This window comes from Allomuricauda sp. XS_ASV26 (genome assembly GCF_041224615.1).
In the GTDB taxonomy this organism is placed as follows: domain Bacteria; phylum Bacteroidota; class Bacteroidia; order Flavobacteriales; family Flavobacteriaceae; genus Flagellimonas; species Flagellimonas alginolytica.
Window position 1 is genome coordinate 237,565 of the sequence record NZ_JBGFGK010000033.1, and the last position, 22,872, is coordinate 260,436.

The window sequence follows — 22,872 nt, forward strand, 5'->3', positions numbered from 1 at the left end:
TTTTTATTTTTGATAAAATTTACGTCAAGTATTGATATTATTGATAAATTTGATATTGCAGAATACAATTTAGAGCCATTCTAAATTAACAAAACATCTAAACCAAATTGAAAAACAACTTAAAAAATATCGCTAGCGGTTCCTATGATGAAATTTTAGTAGAGGACGGAATTTACATCTTAAAGATTCAGAACGACTCCAAGGACCCTAGACTTATTGAGCGTGAAATAGACAGCACGTACATCCAATTCCATTTTTGTCTAAAGGGGAGGTCCAAATTCAATTTTAATGAAGGTAACTACTATTTGGAAGTAAATGAGGAAAACTCGTTGCTCTTGTACAACACCCAAAAAGACCTGCCCTTGGATCTGGTGGTCTCGCCCGGCTCTTGGCTGCTTTCCGTAGTTATGACGATAAGGAAGTTCCATTCCCTGTTTTCCGACGAAGCGGATTATATTCCTTTCTTAAGCGACGAAAACAAGGAGAAGAAATACTATTCTCAAGAAATGGTATCTCCGGCCACGGCCGTTGTCCTTAGCCAGTTAATGAACTATAATTTGCATCCATCCATAAAAAAACTGTATTTAAAAGGCAAAGTGTACGAGTTGATCTCCCTGTACTTTAATAAAACCGAAGATGCCGATCTTGAACAATGCCCCTACTTGGCAGACGAGGACAATGTTCGCCGAATTCGAATGGCCAAGGAAATTATGATTTCCCGTATGGCTGAACCGCCAACACTTGCAGAACTCTCGCAAGAGGTTGGGTTAAGCCTTAAAAAACTAAAGGAAGGCTTTAAACAAATTTATGGAGACTCTGTTTTTGGCTTTTTGTTCGATTACAAAATGGAATATGCCCGTAAAATGTTGGAAACAGGAAAGCACAATGTAAACGAGGTGGGATTAAAAGTAGGGTACAGTACCGCTAGTCATTTTATTGCTTCTTTTAAAAAGAAGTTCGGCACAACACCTAAAAAATATTTAACTTCAAATGCCTAATTAAACCCTTATGAAAAAATTTGCACTGTATTTACTCAGCTTCTGTTTCGCCCTTCATGTTTCGGCACAAGATATACCCGCTGAAAAAGAGAATACGCAAAAAATGCCCGATTTGGTTCTTGTTTTTACCAAAACTCAAGGATTCCGGCATAAATCCATAGAAAAAGGGGTGCAGACCTTTAGGGAATTGGGCAGACAAAATGGTTTTATTGCCTTGCAATCCGAATCCGAAGATGATTTTAACACCTTAAATCTTGATAATTACAAGCTAGTGGTTTTTTTGAACACAACCATGGATGTGCTGAACCATACTCAACAGCTTGCATTTGAGCAGTTTATTAAAGGAGGTGGTGCTTTTCTGGGTGTGCATGCCGCTGCCGATACCGAGTATGATTGGGATTGGTACGGTAAATTGGTAGGGGGCTATTTTGATTCCCATCCAACTGACCCTAATGTGAGAAAAGCTAAAATTGATGTGGTAAACAATATACACCCGTCCACTGCCCACTTGAAGGAAACTTGGATCAGAACAGATGAATGGTACAATTATAAAAATCTAAGTCCCGATGTTACCGTATTGCTCAATTTGGACGAGACCAGTTATGAAGGGGGCACCAATGGACCCGATCATCCAATTGCCTGGTTCCAAGAGTTCGATGGTGGCAGGGCCTTTTATACAGGGGGAGGCCATACGGACGATTCGTTCAATGAGCCTATGTTCCGCCAGCATCTTTTGGGCGCTATCGAATGGTGTTTAAAAAGAGACTAAAGCAGGTCTGGCAACAATGATTCCTATATTGCTTTTGATGTTTTTGAGGTAATCCGCCAACGGCAACTCGGAAATCTCTACTTCACCATTCTTACTGGAAGCATGTAATAGATGCAACCTACCATCGGGTCTGTGCAATGCAATTCCGGTATGTGTTACATCCAATCCTTTTATAGATGTGGCCAAAGCAATAATGTCCCCGGATTTTATCAGGTGTTCCTTGCTTTCTATTTGGTCCTTTGGCAAATAACAAATTTCTTCTGTGGCCAGTACCTTTTCCACCTCTAACATTGCTTCAAAATTCTCATCGCTGGCCAAAAAAGGGTACAGGTTACGATGGGTCCCCATAAAATTAATGGACTTTTCCAGTTTCTCGCCCCCTAATTCCTCGGTGATGTCCTTTACCAACCCCTTACGCTCGTTATTCCGAATCCATTCTGTAAAATAGTGTAAACGAGAAGGATACCCGTTTAAACTGCCGTTTCTATACCGAACAGTCTCCAGATTGTCCGTAAAGCTTTCAAAATCCTTTTGCCGGTTTTGCAGCATCAGGCTAAATGCCAATACATTTTCCACAAATGTTGTACAGTCCAATCCGCCGAAGTTCACCACCAAAGTTTCCGTATCACCAACTTCGAGGGTTTTTTCAACATACGGAGTTCCAAGGAACGATCGGCCCACCTGTGCAATGGTGTCGCCCAAGGTGGCGCCTTTGGTTTGCATTAGGTCCAAAAGCTTGACTTCAAAAAGTGATTTGTCCTCTGGGGAACAGGTAATCTGTTGTGCATTTAACCCATATCCCAAAGTCAATAAAAGAGCGAGTATAGTTTGTTTCATCAATTTTCTTCATTTTTATGTTCAACCGTCAATCTCGTGGTTCTAGCAATACTTTCTGGGTAATTTTCTTGGAGGTAAACAATTAGTCTTTCCCTTAAATGTACTCTGAGATCCCAGGCCGTGGACGAGTCTTTGGCACTGACCAAACATCGAATTTCCAAATAATTTGGTTTGGTATCGGTAACTTGTACTACGTTTACCTTACCGTCCCAAAGATGGGTATTGTTCAGGATTTTTGTTTGTTCTTCTCGAATTTTATCAAACGGAACATTATAATCCACATACAGAAAAACGGTTCCCATTAAATCGGCAGATGTTTTGGTCCAATTTTGGAAGGGCTGATTGATAAAGTAAGGCGTAGGCACGATCAAACGCCTTTTGTCCCAAATACTCACCACAACATACGTTAAAGTAATCTCTTCGATACGGCCCCATTCCCCTTCCACAATAACCACATCATCAAGTTTAATGGGTTGGGCAATGGCAATTTGGATGCCAGCCAAAATAGTACCGATAAACTGTTGTGCCGAAAACCCGATAATGATACCCGCCACTCCTGCAGAAGCAAAAATACTGATGCCCACCTCACGGATTTCTTCAAAGCTCATCAATGCAAAACCAGTTGCAAGCAAGACTATGATAAAAATAAAAATACGCTCCAGAATTGTAAACTGTGTATAAACTTTACGTGCCTTTAAATTATCGGCAACACCAATGTCGTAGTTTTTAATGATTACCGCTTTTATAATCTTTAACATGGCGATCATTGCCCACGCCATGGCAAAAATAAATAGGACGGTGCTGGCCTTTCTAAACCAATACCCTGCATCCTCGAGGTTAAGGAGGTCACGTAATGCCTTCATCCTAAGGAGTACGGCAATAAAAATCAAAACCAATGGCGTAGCCAATCGTTTAAAAGAACTTTTGGGCAAAAGATACTTCGGATTCTTGCCCAATCGTTTCATCAGCGCTGCTGTACCCCAAAACAGGAAAACGAGCACAAGAAGGGCAACGCCCAAGTAAATAAGCGACTCTTTGGAAACTGTATCATAAAAGGACTCCATACTCCAAAAATAAGACAGAAAAATTCAAGGCAATCCCAAAGTCTAAACAAAATCGATATTCATTATTTCATCATAAGAAAGTTTTGTAAGCTACAAAAGGCGAAGTCCTCTTGGTGTTGTATTTTAGCTGCTCAAAACAAATAAGTGTGAAGAAAGGAGTTTTATTGGTCAACCTTGGGTCGCCGGACAGCCCAACAGCCAAAGATGTTAAGCCGTATTTGGATGAGTTTTTGATGGACGAACGTGTAATCGATGTAAATCCTGTTTTAAGGAATATTATAGTTCGAGGAATCATTCTGAATACTCGCCCAAAAAAATCCGCCGAAGCATATTCTAAAATTTGGTGGGACGAAGGTTCTCCTTTGATCATTATTTCGGAAAGGTTTGCAGAAAAGGTCCGAAATCAAATCGAATTACCGGTGGCATTGGGCATGAGGTACGGTTCCATGTCCATTAAAGAAGGGTTACAAGAATTGAAGGAGAAAGGGGTCGATGAGGTGTTCTTGGTGCCGCTGTACCCACATTATGCCATGTCTTCCTATGAAACGGTTGTTGTAAAAGCACTGGAGGTGCAACAACAGGATTTCCCTGATATGCAAATGACCACTCTACCGGCCTTTTACAGTAATCCAGATTACATCAAAATATTATCCAAAAGTATAGCGGAAGGTTTAAAGGGTTTCGATTACGACCATATCCTATTTTCCTATCACGGAATTCCGGAGAGGCATATCAGAAAATCAGACCCGACCAAGTTCCATTGCCAGCTGAACGGGCAGTGTTGCAAGACCAATTCCGTAGCGCACCATACCTGCTACCGCCACCAATGTTACGATACTACCGAACTGGTAAAAAAAGAGCTGAATTTGCCAGAAGAAAAGGTGAGCACCTCATTCCAATCTAGATTGGGCAGTGACCCTTGGCTGCAACCATTTACCGACAAGGAGTTTGAACGATTAGGGGAAGAAGGTATAAAAAAATTGGCCGTAATCACTCCTGCATTTGTGAGCGATTGCCTAGAAACTCTTGAGGAAATTGCCATGGAAGGCAAGGAACAGTTCCAAGAAGCAGGCGGTGGAGACTACATCCACATTCCATGCTTGAACGACCGCGACGACTGGGCCCAACTTATGGCCAAATGGATCAAAGCATGGGAAGTTAACGGTGCTTTGCCCGAAACCCATATCCGATAAGTCTGAAACCAAAGAGAATATGAAAATTGAAAATCTGGGGAAAGAACTTGAACCCCTTCGCAATACGCTCAAAAATCACCTACTTTATACCCAATTGGATTCGTTGGATGACATTAAAACCTTTATGGAAAGCCATGTGTATGCCGTTTGGGATTTTATGTCGCTCCTAAAAGCACTTCAGCGCAGCCTAACTTGTGTAGATTTGCCCTGGCAGCCACGCCCCAATACCGAGGTGGCTCGTTTCATCAACGAAATTGTCTTGGAGGAAGAAACGGACCGGAACGAGTTGGGAGAGCCTAAAAGTCATTTTGAAATGTACCTCGACGCCATGAAAGAGGTTGGTGCAGATACGGAGAAAGTGCAAGCAACTATTTCTTCGTTCAATAATTTGGATAAAATCTCCGATCAAATTAAAAAAGCTCAACTCAACCAAGCAGAAAAGGATTTTCTTCAATTTACTTTTGATGTTATCAGCACCCGACAACCGCATATAATTGCAGCAGCATTTACCTTTGGCCGGGAGGATTTAATTCCTGATATGTTCTTGAGCATTATTGAACAATCTGGCTCAAATGGGCCGAGCAGGTACAAAAAATTGGAATATTATCTTAAAAGGCACATAGAGCTGGATGGCTATGAGCACGGCCCTTTGGCCCTACGTATGATCAAATCCCTATGCGGTGCAGATGAGCAAAAATGGGACGATGTTAAGGTTTATAGCACCAAGGCATTAAAGGTGAGAATTGCGCTTTGGAATAGCATTGCACAAACATTGGAAAAGAAAAAGAGCAAGTTGGTGGGAACCCTGTAGTTAAGCAACCAACAAAATATGTAAAGCTTTAATCCGGCATGGCCAAAATAACCTCAAGCGAACTCGGCGAAGAACCCATCGGAAAATTACTGATCAAACAGGCCGTACCCGCATCGATTGGTATCTTGGTAATGTCCCTAAACGTATTGGTGGACTCCATATTTGTAGGCAACTGGATAGGCTCCATTGCCATTGCCGCAATCAATGTAGTGTTGCCCGTATCCTTCTTTATCGCTGCCTTGGGCATGGCGATTGGTATTGGGGGTTCCAGTATTATTTCGAGGGCACTTGGAGCAAATAACAAGGAAAAGGCCCTTAAAACGTTCGGAAACCAGATTACGTTGACCTTGTTGGTCACTATTTCCATGGTGGCACTGGGGCTCTATTTTGTGGATAACCTGATTCCAGCTTTTGGCGGTAAAGGTTCCATTTTTGAACCCGCTAAGATTTATTACACTATCATTTTGTACGGAGTGCCCTTCCTTGCACTTTGCATGATGGGAAACACCGTGATACGTGCAGAAGGAAAACCTCGATTTGCCATGATCGCGATGATCATCCCGTCCGTTGGGAACCTCTTGATGGACTACATTTTTATTTATGTGTTCGATTGGGGTATGCATGGGGCCGCTTGGGCCACCACGGTTGGTTATTTACTATGTTTCTTTTACGTGTTTTATTTTTTCCTGTCCAAAAATTCGGAATTAAAAATAGATATTTCCCATTTTGGACTAGATCGACCCATTCTTCGGGAAATTGGCTCGTTGGGGTTTGTGACCTTGGCCAGACAGGCCGTTACCAGCATTACCTATTTGTTGATGAACAATATATTGTTCAACTTGGGAGGAGAGGCGATGGTAGCGGTGTATGCCATTATCGGCAGGATGTTGATGTTTGCCCTGTTCCCCGTTTTTGGCGTAACCCAAGGATTTCTTCCGATAGCTGGGTACAATTATGGCGCCCAAAAATTTGAAAGAGTAAAACAATCCATCTATACGGCAATTAAATATGCAGCCTTGGTAGCCTCCCTTGTTTTTGTGGTTCTTATGGTTTTTCCCTCGGAAATCGCCTCATTGTTCCTAAGTGAACGGCCAGAGCTATCTGCCGAAGAACTGGCAACCAACAATTTTGTTTTGGAGCATACGCCTTTGGCCATGCGCTTGGTGTTTGCCGCGACTCCCATTATCGCCATACAGTTAATAGGTGCCGCATATTTTCAGGCAATCGGCAAAGCCATTCCCGCCTTATTGCTCACTTTGACCCGTCAGGGCTTCTTTTTTATCCCGTTGATTTTGATTCTGCCCAATTTCATGGGCGAGATAGGTGTTTGGCTATCATTTTGTATTGCAGATGTGCTATCAACCATTGTGACCGGAATTTTTCTAAAGAGAGAAATAGATAAAAATCTTCGGGCCAGTGTGGCTTCTAACAAAGATTAGTCTTTCTCAGGTAAGAGCGTGGCCGCTTTGCTGATGATTTTCCATTGGCCCGACAACTTTTTCAAAAGGAACAGATCAATAAATTTCATACTAGTTGATTCAATCCAGATTTCTGCTTTGGCAGTGGCGATATTATGATTTATGTCAATGTTCAAGATGGTTGTTTCCCGACCATTGAATTTTCCTTTGGGTCGGTTTTCGAAGAGTGCGGCATATTCTTTTGGGGTAAGCACCCATAGTTCTTGTCCTTCTCTGGACAGGAACAGATCTGCATTTTCATAAAATGCTTCTTGGATTAATTCTTGATTGCTATATGAGGATCCCTCTAAGTACTTGTTCAAGGTTTCACGGACAGCCTTGTCTTCAGACTGGGAAAAGCAGTTGATAGTCAACAGTAGAGTTAAAATTGAAATGATTCTTTTCATGATGTTTATTTTGGAAGTATTTGAATGATTTTACCATTTTCTTCATCTGTAAGCAGGTACAATTTGCCTTCGGGACTTTGAGCAACTTTTCTCGAACGAACCCTATCATCCAGAAAAAGTTCTTCGGCACTTTTAAGGGTGTCCCCAACGATATGAAACCTCCAAAGACTACCTCTTGAGAGGCCAGGTACAAGCAAGTTGTTTTTCCAATGGGGGAAATCTTTGCCTGTGTAAAAGCAAAGTCCTGTGGGGGCAACGGTATGCTGCCAAAACCAGGCTGGTACAGTAAAGCTTACATGTTCCAATTTTGGCGGGGAGTAATCATCGCTGCGCAATTTTCCGGAAGTAACGTTGGGCCAGCCGTAGTTGCCCCCTTTTTTTAATATATTGATTTCGTCACCTTGAATTGTTCCATGTTCCGTGAACCAAATCGTACCGGTTTCAGGCTGCACAGCAATACCTTGTGTGTTTCGAATACCCATGGCATAAATGCTTGGAATGGCTTCTTTTCCTAAGTTGGGATTGTCGTTCGGTATAGTTCCATCCAAATTGAAACGATGGATCTTGCCTCTGGGGTCCGTTACGTCTTGGGCAATGGGCAAGACAGGTTCATCGTGTTCCCAGAAAAGACGTTCGCCAACCGTAAGGTATAGTTTATTGTCCGGACCGATGGTCATTCCACCCCCATAATGGTAGTTGACGTAGGTATAGGGTTCTGCAACCAAAATGGTTTTTTGATTGGTCAAGGAATCATTTTGCAACTGAGCTTGAACAAATTTGGTGGTTTTCCCAACTCCTTTTTTCTTAGCAGCATAGGAAAAGAAGAGCTTTTTGTTTTTTTCAAAACTTGGATGAAGCAAAATTTCGAAAATACCTGAATTGTCCCCAATGTGGATAGCACCGATACTATCGGTCAAGTCCTTTGGAAATCCTTTAATGGTAATTTTGGTTTTGGTTTGAAGGTTTACTTTAACCAAAGCCCCATTTTTTTCTGTGACCAAAGCTTCGTTCTCGTTTAAAAAAGCAATGCTCCAAGGACGGTTCAATCCTTCAAAAACTATTTTTTTCTTTGGTTGTATGTTGGTCGAAACGTCTGTGGTAGGACTATTTTTGTTGCACCCTGCCAAGAGTAGGACAATGAGAAATAATTGATAACGCATGGGATAAATTTTACCCCAAATGAACAGGTGTTAGCAATCAAAAGCTTTAAAAATCATGATTCTTAAAACGATTTCCATCTAGGAAGGACTGTTTTGCCTCCTGTATTGGGATGGTGTTAGGTGGGTAAATGACTTAAATGCCACATTAAAGGAAGTCACGTTTCCAAAACCTGAATCGTAAGCAATGGAAATAATCTTTTCATCCTTTCCGTTGGGTGACACCAAAAGTTTTTTTGCTTTTTCAATCCGGTGGAAATTCACAAATTCTGAAAAATTCATCCCCTTGTTTTCATTTACTACTTGCGAAAGAATTCTGGGAGATGTTTTCAACGCTTGAGCAACTTCTTGGAGGGATAGTTTGTGGTTTAAATAAATTTCCTCCTCTTCAAATAGCATGTTGATGGAATCCATCATGTCCATTGAGGTGTTTTGATCAATAGTTGAAGCGGTATATTTTTCCAATGAAAAAGTATGGTTGCGCAGAAGAAGGAAGGAAAACATATATACCAAAAGAGAAAAAAAGAGGGCGCCACCAATATAAAAAGGTATCAATCCAGCAATGTTGCCAATATAAAAAGCCCAAATCAGCACAACACCAATCAAAAGATTACGATACCATTTATAAATTTTAGGTTTATTGTCTTTATGGTTGTTGACCAATAATCTTGTGGCCATAATCAAATACATCAAAAGATGGGCAAAAACTGCATCGTAGATAAAATAGGATAGAGGGTCTCCTCGATTCGGTATAGTCCAGCACAACAATGTGAATAATAGGTAGGGTAAAAAATGTAAGTAAATGGCCCAATGCAGTTTTCTTTTTTTATGGAACAATGCTTCTCCATATTGCCAAAGGCTTGGCCCTACCAACAAAATTCCAGCAATACCAATGTTTCGTTGCCAGGCATCAAGGTCGAGGTATACATTTAAAATCGATTTGCCAATGCGGAGAATCAGTCCAAGGATAACCAATACCAAAAACCGATGCGCCAATCGATTACCTTTTTTAAGAGTTAATAAGTAAAAGCATAGAAAGATGCCTTGGACAATACCTAAGCTGCACAATATCAATATGACGATGTCATTTTTCACACATTAAAGATAAAAAGTTGAAGTCATTGAACTACTTTCATTACTTTAGAAAACAAACAAACTGAACAAATGAAGAGATTGGCACCTGTATTACTTTGGGTAATCATGATTATTTCTTGTAACCAAAAACCTCAAGAAAAACCCATGTACACCCTATTTGTTGGAACGTATACCGATGGAGATAGTGAAGGTATCTACACGTATTTTTTTGATTCGAGTACAGGGGAACTGTCCAGCAAAAAACTGGCGGCCAAGTTGACAAATCCCTCCTATTTGGCCATTTCGGAAGACAAAAAGAACCTGTATGCGGTCCAAGAAACTGCCAATTTTGATAGTTTGGGCGGGGGTGTTACCGCTTTTAAGTTGAAAGATGATATTTTGGAACTTCAGAACAGCATGGGAACCCAAGGGGCACATCCTTGTCATCTGTCACTTTCTGGAGACGGACATTTGGCCGTTGCCAACTATACCGGTGGCAATGTTTCTATTTTCTCCCTTAATGAAGACGGTTCTCTATCCGAAAATCCACAAATCATCGATCATAAACCATTGGACTCCGTTAAAACATCGCATGCGCACATGGCACAGTTTAATACAGATGGACTAATGGTTACCGATTTGGGATTGGATGCGGTAAAACGATACAATCAAAAGGATGGAGAGTTCGTTCCTGCCGAACAGAGTTCAATATCGTTTGAAGATGGAGCAGGCCCTCGCCACTTTACCTTTGGTAAGAATGGTCAAATGTTATACGTCATCAACGAATTGAACAGCACCATTTCCGTCTTTGAAAAAGATGGTGAAGGAAATTACCGAGAAGTTCAGGTGGTATCGACCTTAGCTGCTGATTTTGATGGGGAAAGCTTTTGTGCCGACTTGCATTTGTCTCCGGACGGGAAATTTTTATATGGTTCCAACCGTGGGGAAAACACTATTGTGATTTTTGCTGTGGATAGCGATTCAGGTCAATTGGAATTGGTTGGAAGAGAACCCGTTCAAGGGGATTGGCCGAGAAACTTTTCCATGGACCCTACGGGCGAATTCTTGTTGGTCGCCAATAAAAAGACCAGCAACATTGCAGTTTTTAAAAGAGATAAAGAAAACGGAACCTTGATTTTTTTGAATGAGACCAGCCACCCAAACCCAGTCTGTTTGGTGTTTTTGGACTAAGGTTATCTTCCGTGCGGCTCCATATTTGGAAGCGGGCTTTCGTCCCTGACATAGCGATCAAAGTGATTTTTCATGGCTTGGAACATATCTTCTCGGTACTCTCGAATGCCATGGTCTGCTCCTTCGAACAAAATGAACCTTGTAGGGTGTTTATACTTGTACAATTGGCTTACCAAGCTCAATGATTCCTCCGCAGAAACACGCCAATCGGCACTACCGTGCATAACTAACAGAGGGGTTGTTTTGCACATTTTGTCGGCCCATAATACAGCAGATCTTATGTTAAGTTGGTTTTCCTTGTCCGCCCAATAATTTGGTGCCAATTCCGAAAATACATGTTTTTCCATTTCGGGTCTGTTTTTTATATTTAAATGAGCATCTGCCATTCCAGCGATCGCTGCGGCCGCTTTAAACCTGCACGATTCTTTCATGGCCAAATAAGTCATCATGCCTCCCCGGCTACCACCCTCAATACCTATTCGGGCAGTGTCCGCCTTTGGCAATTGTTCCAAAACGGGCATTAAATTTAAAACATCGTTAATATCATCGCCGCCAAACTGCTCAATTCCTTCACCACCATCATTTCCTCTATATTGACTGGCGACCACAACATATCCCCAACTTGCCATTTTGCCCATAAAAAACGCAACGCTCAATGGATTCCATTCACCAAATTCCCTGTTGCCGCCCCGATTGGAGATTATACAGGGATATTTTCCTTCTTTTTTGGGCTCGGCAATATATCCGGTTACCTTAAGGCCATCGGACAGATATGTGATTTTAGAGAACTGGATTGCATCCAACTCCGGGACACTTTCCGCTAAACGGGTTCTTATTGAATCCGAAACAACCAAAGCTTCTTTTGAGATAATTTTTCCATCTTGAGCGCAGGCAGTGCTGCCGATTAAAAGTAAGAGCAAAAACAGTTTTTTCATGTCCGCATTATTTTTTTGAAACAAGTACAATTACACCAATAACGGCAAGTACAGCTACAACAGCAAAGAATATTTTCCAAAAACTGTAGGGTCTTGATCCAGATATTCGCCCATTCTCCCCATTTATAAAGAAATTATATTCCTTTCCATTGAATCGGTAAGCACTGACATAAACAGGCAATAGAATATGTTTAAAGGTTTCTTCGGACAAACTCATGTTCATGGAATGTACGCGTTGGGTATCCCCGCCAATATCCCTTCGGCACCAAGTATCCGCTATATCCCTTGCTATTTCTTTGGAACGCAGGTGCCCATCTTTAAGGGGAATCGTGTATTTTTCTGTCACGAACCCAGACAGGAAACCACTATCAAAAGGTTGTAGTTTTTTTAAGTCCCAAGATGCAATCTTGTTTGGAATCCGGCCTGTTTTTTGGTGGGATGCCTTGATCAAGGTATCGTCCACAAATCCTGAAACTTGTCCAGATGCAGGGTACCATCTAGTTTTTCGCACCCTTTGGGTCACCATTTTTCCTTTGGAATTGCGTACTCTTTTGGTCTCGTAATAATATTCGCCTCGTTGGCCGGTGTAGGTGGCGAACAGTTGCGCATCAAAGGTCCAGTAGGGCAAGTACAGGCCTTTGGTAAATTGGGGGTCGAGCGCTGCTTTTTTTAAGTTATTTGGGGCAAACCATAAGCGCTTAACCCAATTTTTGAATATCCCAAAGGACTTTTTCTTATCTATTTGAAACGGGAGTACGGCACCAGGAAGAATCCATTCTTCTTTGTAAGTATCTTCAATAACCAAGGGTTGACCACAATACACACAATGCAGGGATTTGTAGTTTTCCTCTACGTGCTGATCCGCGCCACAGTTTTTACAATGGAGCATAGAAATTTCCTCACTGTGCTTTTGTGCACCCATTTCTTCAAGAAAAGGATACAGCTCCAATTCCTCGAACCCGTTTTCATCCAAGACAATGGTCTCCAAATGTCCGCAATATTCGCAGCTTATCTGGGTAGTACCGGGCTTGTATTTAAGCTCTGCGCCACAATTGACACAGGCTTTTTTGAGTTCGGTCTTTTGGATCGTTGGTTCTTCCATGCTTGCTTTTCCGCCGAGGCGGACATCTATATCAATTGAGATAAATTAGTATTTCGAACAAAAGTGAGAAACCCCTAGAGTGTTTCTAGTGATGAACCTTCTCAATCGTTGTTTTGCAACTCATTTCGAAATGACAATAAAAAGATTACTCTGTTGGTAATGGCGGCGGGGTATTTCCTCCCAAAAACGATTTTAATTCTTCTACTTCTTTAAGAGATGCCCAAGCCGACATGCCTTGTTTCCAAACCAAACTATCACGGTTAATGGTTCTTGAGGCAAAAAGGGATTGCATCTGTTCAAATGTAACCGGTCCGTGTTGTACTCCGTTGGTGGCATAATAGTACATGGTCTGCGTTGGCATTGGAGGCGGAACAGCTCCAGCAGTTTGCTGTGCAGCTTGTTGTGGGGCAGCTTGCATATTTCCGCCCATCATACCGCCCATTTGTTGGGCCAAAACAAATCCCATGCCCATGCCCATTCCTGCTCCAGCGGTTCCGCCCTCGTTTTGGGCAGCGGCCTCGATAGCCTTGGCTGTTTTGAACTTGGTCAATTTGTCCAGGTCAAGTTTGTCGATACGGCTGTACTCGAAGATTTCCTTTTTAAGATCTTCGGGCATGGATACGTTTTCAATGTAGAATTTCTCCAAGGAAATGCCCACACTCTCAAACTCGGGAGACATCACCTCGCGGCAAGTATCAGAAAGTTCCGTAGTGTTGGCAGCATATAGTTCAATGGGCAAATTGGCTTGGCCAACGGTATTCGTGAACCGTGTAGCAATCAGACTTTTTAAGTGTTCGTTGATTTCGTAATTGGTAAAATTACTGTCGGTTCCTACAATGTCCTTGATAAATTTGCCTGCATCGGAAATTTTGAAGGCATAGGTCCCAAAAGCACGGATTTCCACCAATCCAAAGCGATCATCGCTTAATGTAATTGGGCTTTTTGTACCCCACTTTTCATCGGTAAATAAGTGGGTGTTTACAAAGTAAACCTCTGCTTTAAATGGAGAGTTGAACCCATATTTCCAACCTTTTAGGGTAGCTAAAATAGGTAGGTTCTGAGTTGTAAGGTCGTAAGTGCCCGGTTCAAAAACATCCGCCAGTTGGCCCTCGTTGATAAAAACTGCCGTTTGTCCTTCCCGAACAATAAGCTTTGCGCCATTCTTTATTTCGTTTTGATAGCGTTCAAATCGATATGCTATGGTGTCATCGGTATAATCGAGCCATTCAACAATATCAATAAACTCATTACTGAGTTTTTCTTTGATCTTTCCAAAAATATCCATGGTAGTGTTTTATTTAGATGATTAATTTATAAAAAAAGGAGAAAGTCTCCGTTAGATTAGTGTAAAATGATGTAAGAATGTTACAATCGGCAATAAATCACGCTTTTAGCGCACTAACCGTTACCAATAACTGTCCCACATGCCTTTGACTGTGCTCGGCCGAATGAAAGATTAAACCGATAACAGTGGTCGGCAATTTTTTTCGCCCCACAAACCTTTCATCTGTTAGTGTAGACTCGGGAATGGTTTTAAAGTAGTCCAGAGCTTCGTTGACCTTTTGCTCAAATTCGGTGATCAATTGTTGCGACGAAGGTGCTTTTTCCCCATTACCTTCGTTTTTTAAAAATTGGAATTGCTCATCCGTGAGTGTCTCCTGTTTTGCATAAGTGAGCAATCGGTCCAATACCCCGGTAAGATGACGGAGATGAAATCCTACGGAAGCCCTGCCGAACGGTGTGTCCCAGAGTTTTTCTTCTGGAAAATCCAACAAATAGTTCTTTGTTTCCCTGACTGATTGCAACAAAGCGTGGGCAGCGGGCTGTAAAAGTGACGGTACATTTTCTATTGGGCCGCTGAGCCAATATTCCTGGGTGGATGACATATATAATTTTTTATGATTAAAAATTCCGGTAATCCCCGGACAGATATTTGTTTGCTTTTTCTTCCTGAAACTGGGCGGTCTCGGCATTCCAATGCAAAGTTTCGCCAGGGAAACGGCCTGCAATGGTTCCCAAGAGAATAGTCTCGGTCAATCGGGCAGCATAGTCAAAAGGAGCGGTTGTATTGTCTTTGCCCAAACAAGCATCTACAAACTGATGATAATGCTTTGGGCCTTCAGTATTATAATTTCGAATGGGCTCACCTAAGTTGTGTTCTTTCGAAACTTTGGCAATTTCCCTTGAAATATCCACGTATTTCCCTTTTCTGATTTTTTTGGGCAATTGCATAAAATGGGGCAGCAATAACCGTCCTTTTTCACCTACAAACATGGCTCCTTGTTCTGGTAATTCATTTTCACCCGCCACTCCGGCATCCAAAGAAATTTTATCTTTTGCGCTTTTAGTAACGGATGCGGTATTCTTTTTCATTTCCATGCCGGGCAATAAAAGGTCTTCGTGCATTGTGGGAGCACCTGGACCATCGTACCATATCCATTTTAGGGATTTACCCGTATATCTAGTGCCGGGAAATTCATAGGTAACGGTATTGTTTTCTGGAAACCCAAATCCATTGCTCGGACGGCATTCCGTTTTAATGGTTCTGGGAACATCCAATTGGAGCGCGTTGTAAGGCGTATCAAAAATATGCACCCCCATGTCGCCCAAAGTGCCGCAGCCGTAATCCATCAATTTTCTCCAGTTCCCTGGGTGGTACAGATTTTTTTTATAGGGTTGTTTGGTGGAAGTACCCAACCATAGATTCCAGTCCAATTGATCCGGAATTGGGTCTTGGCCTTGGGGCAGTGGACCATCGTATCCCCAATTTTTTGGCGACCATGCATGTACCGTATGCACTTTTCCAATAATACCGGACTGAATCAAAAGTGTGGCGAGTTTGTAATCGTAAAAGGAATGCACCTGAATGCCCATTTGCGTGATCAAGCCTTTTTCTTCCGCTACTTTTTTCATCTCCCTGGATTCGGACACGTAGTGGGTCAATGGTTTTTGGCAATATACCGCCTTATCCATTTCCATGGCCAATAACGAAGCCGGTGCATGAGTATGGTCCGGGGTCGATACGATTACCGCATCGATTTCATCCCCCATTTCTTCCAACATCACACGATAATCAAAAAAAACACGGGCCTCCGGATGCATTTTATGTGCAGTGGACAGATAAATGGCATCCACATCGCAAAGGGCAACTACTTCTACAGCGGCATGCGAAGAAATAGCTTTAAGGTCTTCCATACCCATATTACCCACACCAATATGTGCAGTTCTTAGCTTTTCTTTGGCAAACCCTTTTTCCAAAAAGGAAGGAGCCAGCATAATGCCCAAGGCCCCAACACTGCTCTTTTTAATAAACTCTCTTTTGTTCATGGTTGATTCTGGTTATTTTAACCCTTACGCATCCATTCATTTTTCGGTAAAAACAATTTCCCTTTAAAAAAAGTGAACGGAAACACTAAGAAATAAATATGGTTTTGTTTTTTGTAAGGATGGTTAAAGTACAAAATAAAGTGTAATTTTTTTGCGGGTTTTTCACTACATTTAAAGCAGACTAACTCAACACTTTAAAAATGAAGATTTGCTTTTTCAAAATCGGTTTGCTTTTGCTTACCGTATCATTATTTGTTACACCAGTGCATTCCCAGCGCAGAAATAAAAAACAAAGCGCACCGGAATACCCCGAAGAATTGTACTCAAGTTTAGATTACCGATTGATCGGCCCATTTAGAGGAGGTCGTTCCGCAACGGTAACCGGTGTGCCCGGAGAGCCCAACCTATTTTATTTTGGCGCTACCGGAGGAGGTGTATGGAGAACTACGGATGGGGGTCGCTCATGGGAAAATATTTCCGACGGGTATTTTGGCGGAAGTATCGGTGCCGTTTCCGTAGCACAAAGTGACCGAAACGTGATTTATGTTGGAGGTGGAGAAAAAACTGTACGGGGCAATGTTTCTTCAGGATACGGAATATGGAAAACCGAGGATGCAGGAAAAACATGGAAATCGTTGGGCTTGGATAAAAGTCGGCATGTTTCACGTATCAGGATTCACCCTACAGACCACAATATAGTTTACGCGGCCGTAATGGGCAATTTATACAAACCAACCACCGAAAGAGGTGTTTACAAAAGTACAGATGGAGGACAATCATGGAAAAAAGTGTTGTACGCGAACGATATGGCCGGGGCTGTAGATCTTATTGTTGACCCTAACAATCCTAGAATACTTTATGCTTCCACATGGCGGGTACAGCGTACACCATACAGTTTAAGTAGTGGAGGGGAAGGCTCGGCTCTTTGGAAAAGTACCGATAGTGGTGAAACTTGGACCGAAATTTCCAAAAATGATGGATTCCCATCGGATACTTTGGGTATTATTGGAGTAACCGTTTCCCCTCAGAACAGTAATAGGGTATGGGCCATTGTGGAGAATAAAGATAAAGGTGGATTGTACCGTTCTGAAAATGGAGGAAAGACATGGGCGCTTGTAAATAGCGATAGAAGCTTAAGACAACGGGCTTGGTATTATACTAGGGTTTATGCCGATACCAACGATGAGGATGTGGTGTATGTGTTGAATGTAAGCTATCATAAAAGTACCGATGGTGGTAAAACATTTGAATCTTCGAATGCGCCCCACGGTGACCATCACGACCTTTGGATAGCCCCAGAAAATTCTAATCGAATGATAATTGCCGATGATGGTGGTGCCCAGATAAGTTATGATGGCGGTGAAACTTGGAGCACATACCACAACCAGCCAACAGCTCAATTTTATAGGGTTACCACAGATAACGCTTTCCCATACCGTATTTATGTAGCACAGCAAGATAATTCCACCTTGAGGGTAAATTATAGAAGTGACGATGGGTCCATCGGCGAAGACGATTGGGAATCTACCGCAGGTGGCGAATCCGCTCATATTGCAGTGGATCCAAACAATAATGATATTGTTTATGGAGGGAGTTACGGAGGTTTTTTAACCCGAGTGAACCACGCCAATAAAACAGCAAGGGCGGTAAATGTGTGGCCAGATAACCCTATGGGCTATGGAGCGGAAGGGATGAAATATCGCTTTCAGTGGAACTTTCCAATAATGTTCAGCAAGCATGATCCAAAAAAACTATACACTTTCTCCAACCATGTGCACATGAGCACCAACGAAGGTCAAAGCTGGGAGGTGTTGAGTGATGACCTTACCCGTAATGATCCCGACAAATTGGTGTCCAGTGGAGGTCCTATTACTCAAGATAATACAGGTGTAGAGTATTATTGTACAATTTTTGCAGCTAACGAAAGTCCATTGACCGAGGGATTGATTTGGGTAGGTAGTGATGATGGGTTGATCCATGTTACCAAAAATGGAGGACAGACCTGGGAAAATGTGACACCGCCCAATATGCCGGAGTGGAACATGATCAATAGCATAGAACCTTCTGCTTTTGATGAAGGTACGTGTTACGTTGCTGCTACTCGATACAAACTGGGCGACTTTACCCCCTATCTGTACAAGACCACCGATTATGGAAAAACCTGGACCAAGATTACCAATGGAATAGAAAATGAACACTTTACCCGTGTGGTAAGGGAAGACCCGAAAAGAAAAGGGTTGTTGTATGCCGGTACCGAAACCGGAATGTATATTTCCTTCAACGATGGTCAGAACTGGGAAAAGTTCCAATTGAACCTGCCCATAGTTCCCGTTACAGACCTTACGATCAAGGACGATAACTTGATTGTGGCCACCCAAGGTAGAAGTATTTGGGTGATAGACGACCTTACCGTTTTGCATCAATTGGACAATGCCAAGAAGTCTGCAAGCTCCATCTTGTACAAACCAAGAAATAGTTATAGAACCAAGGGAAGAAAGGCCAGAAGACCATCAAAAACCGAAGGAGAAAACCTTGCCAATGGCGTAATTACCCATTTTTATCTGAAGGATTTCTCCGAAAAGGACAGCGTTTCGTTGACCTATACCAAAATGAACGGAGACACCTTGGCCACATACAGCACATTCTCCAAAGAAAGAGGTAAAAAACTAGAAGCAAATAAAGGAGGGAATACCTTTGTGTGGAATACCCGGGGAAAAGGAGCCGAAAGATTAAAGGGCATGATTCTTTGGTGGGCCAACTTAAGCGGTCCCAAAGCTGTTCCCGGAACTTATAAGGTAAGTTTAAATGTGAACGGCAACGACCAAACGGAGGAATTTACCATTCTTCCAGACCCTAGGGCAGAAGTTTCGGTGGCCGATATGCAAAAGCAGTACGATTTTATCACAGAAGTAAACCAAACTGTGGATAGAGCACATCAATCCATTAAAAAAATAAGGGCCATCAACGAAAAGTTGGACGAGTTCATCAAAAAATATAAGGATGATGAAGCTACCAAAGCATTAGTGGAAAAAGCCAAAAAGATGAAGGAGGAATTTGGTGCCATTGAAAAAGAACTGTATCAGACCAAAAACAGAAGTAATCAAGATCCATTGAACTTCCCGATAAAGCTTACCAACAAACTGGCACATTTGAACAGTTTGGTTTCAATCGACGATTTCCCTCCAACAGATCAGGATATCGCTGTAAAAAATGAACTGTCTGCACAAATTACAAAGCAGTTGGAGGCTTTTGATAAACTTGTGGACCAAGAAATTGGAGCATTCAATAATGAATTCAATCAACTCAAATTGGATTATTTGAGCATTGAGGAATAATACACCAAAGCCCCTACGTAAAACATAGGGGCTTTTCTTTTTTTAGACTACCATACTTCTTAAACAAACCAGCATTTACCATGAAAAAAGGACTTCTTTTTCTGTTATGCAGCGTTTTTGGGACGCTAGCATTCGCCCAGACCGCCAACGATTATTTTGAACCCATGAAATTTAGGAACATCGGCCCATTTCGTGGTGGTCGGTCTGTTACCGCTAGCGGTGTAGTTGGAGACCCACTTACCTATTATATGGGAACTACTGGTGGAGGATTGTGGAAAACCAGTAATGCCGGCGGCAAATGGGAAAACATTTCCGATGGTTATTTTGAAATGGGCTCCGTGGGAGCAGTTTCGGTTTCCCGATCCAATCCCAATATTGTGTACTGTGGGATGGGAGAACATGCTCCACGAGGTGTAATGACATCTTATGGAGACGGTGTATATAGGTCCAACGATGCTGGAAAAACATGGGTAAAGCTCGGCCTGGAAAAAACTCAACATATTTCACGGATAATAATTCATCCAACAAACCCTGAAATTGTATATGTTGCCGCACAAGGAGCATTATATGCGCCGAACCCCGAAAGAGGGGTTTACCGTTCTATGGATGGCGGAAAAACATGGGAGAAAATCCTTTATGTAAACGAAGGTACGGGAGCTGCCGAACTTTCAATGGACGCAAACAACCCAATGATTCTGTATGCGGCTATGTGGGAACACCAGCGTAAACCCAATATCGTAATTAGCGGTGGACCGGGCAGTGGTCTCTACAAAAGCACCGATGGAGGAAATACTTGGCAAGAGATGACCAAAGGCCTGCCAGAAGAAAAAGGCAAAATGGCCATTAGCGTAAGTCCTGCAAATTCTGAAAAGGTATATGCTTTGATCGAGAGCGATTCCAATCAAGATAAAGGCGGTTTGTTTGTGTCGAACAATGCAGGGGAGAGCTGGCATATGGTGAGCGGTGATAACAGATTGGTGCAACGCGCCTGGTACTATATTGAGGTCTTTGCCGATCCCAACAACGAAAATACCGTATATGTGTTAAGTGCACCTATGCTACGTTCCGAAGATGGTGGGAAAACTTGGGAGACTATCTCTGTGCCCCATGGCGACACCCATGATCTGTGGTTCAACCCCGATAATTCCAAAAATATGGTGATGGCCAACGATGGAGGTGCGGCCATAACTTTTAACTACGGAAAGGATTGGTCCACATTGGACAATATGCCCACGGCTCAATTCTATCGAATCAATACGGACAACCTATTCCCATACAACATTTATGGAGGACAGCAGGACAATACCTCGGTAAAAATTGCAAGTCTTTCGTTGGGCAGATGGAGCATCAACCAAGAAGATTGGCATTATTCCGCAGGAGGCGAAAGTGCATTTTTGGCCTTTGATCCCGACGATCCGAGGTATGTGATGGGAGGAAGTTATTTAGGCACAATAGAGTTGTTGGACATGGAAACCAAAATGTCCAGCAAGGTTATGGCGGCCCCAATTCAATACTTGGGCAGGGATGCCCGCGACATGAAATACTTGTACAATTGGAATGCACCGATCATATGGTCCAAACACGAGCCGGGAACATTTTATCATGGAGCACAATTGGTACTGAGAACACGGGATAATGGAGTAACTTGGGAAGAAATTTCACCAGACCTTACCAGAGACCAAGATGCACTCCAAGGAAAAGGAGGAGGTCCATACACCAACGAAGCAGTAGGCGCTGAAAACTATGGAACCTTGGCCTATATTATTGAATCGCCACATGAAAAGGGCGTTTTAATAACAGGAAGTGATGACGGTTTGGTACATATTACCAAAAATGGCGGAGAGACTTGGCAAAATATAACCCCAAAGGGGTTAAAGGAATGTTTGGTCAACGCCATCGAAGTATCCCCACACAATCCTGGTACTATTTATATTGCCACGACCCGCTACAAGTTCAACGATTACACCCCCGCCCTGTACAAAAGCACCGATTACGGAAAAAACTGGACAAACATCAGCAATGGCATACCATATGGCGCATTTACCCGAGTGGTCCGTGAGGATTTGGAACAAAAAGGACTATTATATGCCGGCACCGAAAAAGGATTGTATGTTTCTTGGAACGATGGTAAAATGTGGGAGCCCTTGCAATTGAATCTACCCAAGACACCCATCACCGATTTAAAAGTGCACCGAGGGGACTTGATCGTGGCCACATCGGGCAGAAGCTTTTGGATCTTGGATAATATTACTACCCTGTCGCAATACAATGGTAGTCCACAAGGTCTGGGGCTTTACCAACCAGAAGAGGCCATTTTTGGCTCTTGGGGGAGTGCAATGAACAGTAATTCTAAAAGTTTGAGCGGCACCAACCCTTTTGAGGGGGTAAACCCAGCTAATGGAATGGTAATCTATTACCATCTCCCAAAACAAATGGATTCATCCGAAGTAACTATGGAAATTACGAACACACAAGGGAAAGTGGTGCGGAGTTTTACATCAAAAAAAGACCCTGGTTATATTCCCCATAATGGTGGGGGTGCCCCGCCTGCCCCGGTTTTGGCAACGGATAAAGGCTTGAACCGTTTTGTGTGGGATTTAAAAACACCAATAGTTCCGAGTGTCCCGGGCGTTTATATCGAAGCCAATTTTACCGGCCATAAAGTGCCTCCGGGGGAGTACACCATCAAACTTAAGGCAGGAGATGAAGTGGTTACCGTACAAGGAACGGTAATCCCAACACCAGGAACAAACATAAGCAAGGAACGTTTTGCGGAATACGATGCGATCATGAACGATTTTGAGGCCAAGGTAACCGAGATGCACAATAGAGTGAACCAGCTAAAAAAAGTACAAGATCAATTGGGAGCACTGATCAAGGATATGGACAATGAAGGGTTAAAACAAGAAGGGCAAGACTTGTTGGATAAACTAAAATTTTGGGACCAGGATATGGTGCAACGTAAATCCCAAGCGTATGACGATGTGGAGAATTTTCCCAACAAGTTTACTGCGGAGTATCTTTTTGTGATGAACCAAAGCAACAGTGAACTGCCACAGATCAATCAACCATCAAAAGATAGAAAAGCAGAGTTGGATGCCCAATGGATCGGATTAAAACAACGGGCAGAAACTTTAATACAAACAGAAATCCCTAATTTTAACACCAAACTTTGGGAGAATGGTATTGGTGCCATTCAACTGTAAAATTAAAAC

The 22,872-nt window shown here is 42.4% G+C and carries 18 protein-coding genes; 8 read left to right on the top strand and 10 right to left on the bottom strand.

Translation table 11 applies throughout. The features are described from left to right. The first annotated feature begins 107 nt into the window (after positions 1 to 107). A complete protein-coding gene (locus tag AB9K32_RS13175) occupies positions 108 to 998 on the top strand; it encodes an AraC family transcriptional regulator (protein WP_224835852.1) in 891 nt (296 codons plus the stop codon). 10 nt (positions 999 to 1,008) lie between these two features. Further along, complete coding sequence (locus AB9K32_RS13180; protein ID WP_369885450.1) at positions 1,009 to 1,767, top strand: ThuA domain-containing protein; 759 nt, start codon at positions 1,009 to 1,011, stop codon at positions 1,765 to 1,767. Here AB9K32_RS13180 and AB9K32_RS13185 read toward each other — a convergent pair. After that, positions 1,753 to 2,604: an N-acetylmuramoyl-L-alanine amidase-like domain-containing protein gene (locus tag AB9K32_RS13185; protein ID WP_338197706.1), complete on the bottom strand. Its 852-nt coding sequence runs from the start codon at positions 2,602 to 2,604 to the stop codon at positions 1,753 to 1,755. The two genes, AB9K32_RS13180 and AB9K32_RS13185, sit on opposite strands and share 15 nt — an antisense overlap. Beyond that, positions 2,604 to 3,668 carry a mechanosensitive ion channel family protein gene (locus tag AB9K32_RS13190; RefSeq protein WP_369885451.1) on the bottom strand — a complete coding sequence of 355 codons (1,065 nt, stop codon included), beginning with the start codon at positions 3,666 to 3,668 and terminating at the stop codon, positions 2,604 to 2,606. The genes AB9K32_RS13185 and AB9K32_RS13190 overlap by 1 nt, the downstream gene beginning before the upstream one ends. 146 nt (positions 3,669 to 3,814) lie before the next feature. On the opposite strand from AB9K32_RS13190, the gene hemH reads away from it, so the two are divergent. From hemH to AB9K32_RS13205, 3 genes are read left to right on the top strand one after another with little or no spacing between them, the layout of a single operon-like run. Next, positions 3,815 to 4,861, top strand: coding sequence for a ferrochelatase (gene hemH / locus AB9K32_RS13195; RefSeq protein WP_369885452.1), 1,047 nt, complete (start codon positions 3,815 to 3,817; stop codon positions 4,859 to 4,861). 19 nt (positions 4,862 to 4,880) lie between these two features. Continuing rightward, positions 4,881 to 5,672 carry a DUF3050 domain-containing protein gene (locus AB9K32_RS13200; RefSeq protein ID WP_369885453.1) on the top strand — a complete coding sequence of 264 codons (792 nt, stop codon included), beginning with the start codon at positions 4,881 to 4,883 and terminating at the stop codon, positions 5,670 to 5,672. A 38-nt stretch (positions 5,673 to 5,710) separates the two neighbouring features. Beyond that, positions 5,711 to 7,111 carry an MATE family efflux transporter gene (locus tag AB9K32_RS13205; protein ID WP_369885454.1) on the top strand — a complete coding sequence of 467 codons (1,401 nt, stop codon included), beginning with the start codon at positions 5,711 to 5,713 and terminating at the stop codon, positions 7,109 to 7,111. Here the strand turns inward: AB9K32_RS13205 and AB9K32_RS13210 are convergent. The 3 genes from AB9K32_RS13210 to AB9K32_RS13220 form a co-directional block, all read right to left on the bottom strand. Then, entirely contained in the window at positions 7,108 to 7,536 is a 429-nt protein-coding gene (locus tag AB9K32_RS13210) for a nuclear transport factor 2 family protein (protein ID WP_224835859.1), read from the bottom strand. The genes AB9K32_RS13205 and AB9K32_RS13210 overlap by 4 nt on opposite strands. 5 nt (positions 7,537 to 7,541) lie before the next feature. After that, positions 7,542 to 8,696, bottom strand: coding sequence for a sorbosone dehydrogenase family protein (locus tag AB9K32_RS13215; protein ID WP_369885455.1), 1,155 nt, complete (start codon positions 8,694 to 8,696; stop codon positions 7,542 to 7,544). Positions 8,697 to 8,774: 78 nt separating this feature from the next. Further along, positions 8,775 to 9,689 carry a helix-turn-helix domain-containing protein gene (locus AB9K32_RS13220; protein ID WP_338197689.1) on the bottom strand — a complete coding sequence of 305 codons (915 nt, stop codon included), beginning with the start codon at positions 9,687 to 9,689 and terminating at the stop codon, positions 8,775 to 8,777. 168 nt (positions 9,690 to 9,857) lie between these two features. On the opposite strand from AB9K32_RS13220, the gene AB9K32_RS13225 reads away from it, so the two are divergent. After that, positions 9,858 to 10,958, top strand: coding sequence for a lactonase family protein (locus tag AB9K32_RS13225; RefSeq protein ID WP_369885456.1), 1,101 nt, complete (start codon positions 9,858 to 9,860; stop codon positions 10,956 to 10,958). A gap of 2 nt (positions 10,959 to 10,960) precedes the next feature. Here AB9K32_RS13225 and AB9K32_RS13230 read toward each other — a convergent pair whose 3' ends face one another. From AB9K32_RS13230 to AB9K32_RS13250, 5 genes are all read right to left on the bottom strand, one after another. Beyond that, positions 10,961 to 11,893 carry an alpha/beta hydrolase family protein gene (locus AB9K32_RS13230; RefSeq protein ID WP_369885457.1) on the bottom strand — a complete coding sequence of 311 codons (933 nt, stop codon included), beginning with the start codon at positions 11,891 to 11,893 and terminating at the stop codon, positions 10,961 to 10,963. A gap of 7 nt (positions 11,894 to 11,900) precedes the next feature. Further along, complete coding sequence (locus AB9K32_RS13235) at positions 11,901 to 12,995, bottom strand: DNA helicase PriA (protein WP_369885458.1); 1,095 nt, start codon at positions 12,993 to 12,995, stop codon at positions 11,901 to 11,903. 145 nt (positions 12,996 to 13,140) lie between these two features. After that, a complete protein-coding gene (locus tag AB9K32_RS13240) occupies positions 13,141 to 14,280 on the bottom strand; it encodes an SPFH domain-containing protein (RefSeq protein ID WP_369885459.1) in 1,140 nt (379 codons plus the stop codon). 97 nt (positions 14,281 to 14,377) lie between these two features. After that, the gene (locus AB9K32_RS13245; protein WP_338197677.1) at positions 14,378 to 14,881 is read right to left on the bottom strand and encodes a DinB family protein; all 504 of its coding nucleotides are present in this window, start codon (positions 14,879 to 14,881) and stop codon (positions 14,378 to 14,380) included. A 16-nt stretch (positions 14,882 to 14,897) separates the two neighbouring features. Then, entirely contained in the window at positions 14,898 to 16,322 is a 1,425-nt protein-coding gene (locus AB9K32_RS13250; RefSeq protein ID WP_369885460.1) for a Gfo/Idh/MocA family protein, read from the bottom strand. A 200-nt stretch (positions 16,323 to 16,522) separates the two neighbouring features. Here AB9K32_RS13250 and AB9K32_RS13255 point away from each other — a divergent pair, with 200 nt between their 5' ends. Beyond that, complete coding sequence (locus tag AB9K32_RS13255) at positions 16,523 to 19,657, top strand: glycosyl hydrolase (RefSeq protein ID WP_369885461.1); 3,135 nt, start codon at positions 16,523 to 16,525, stop codon at positions 19,655 to 19,657. Positions 19,658 to 19,737: 80 nt separating this feature from the next. Then, entirely contained in the window at positions 19,738 to 22,863 is a 3,126-nt protein-coding gene (locus tag AB9K32_RS13260) for a glycosyl hydrolase (protein ID WP_369885462.1), read from the top strand. Positions 22,864 to 22,872: the final 9 nt, after the last annotated feature.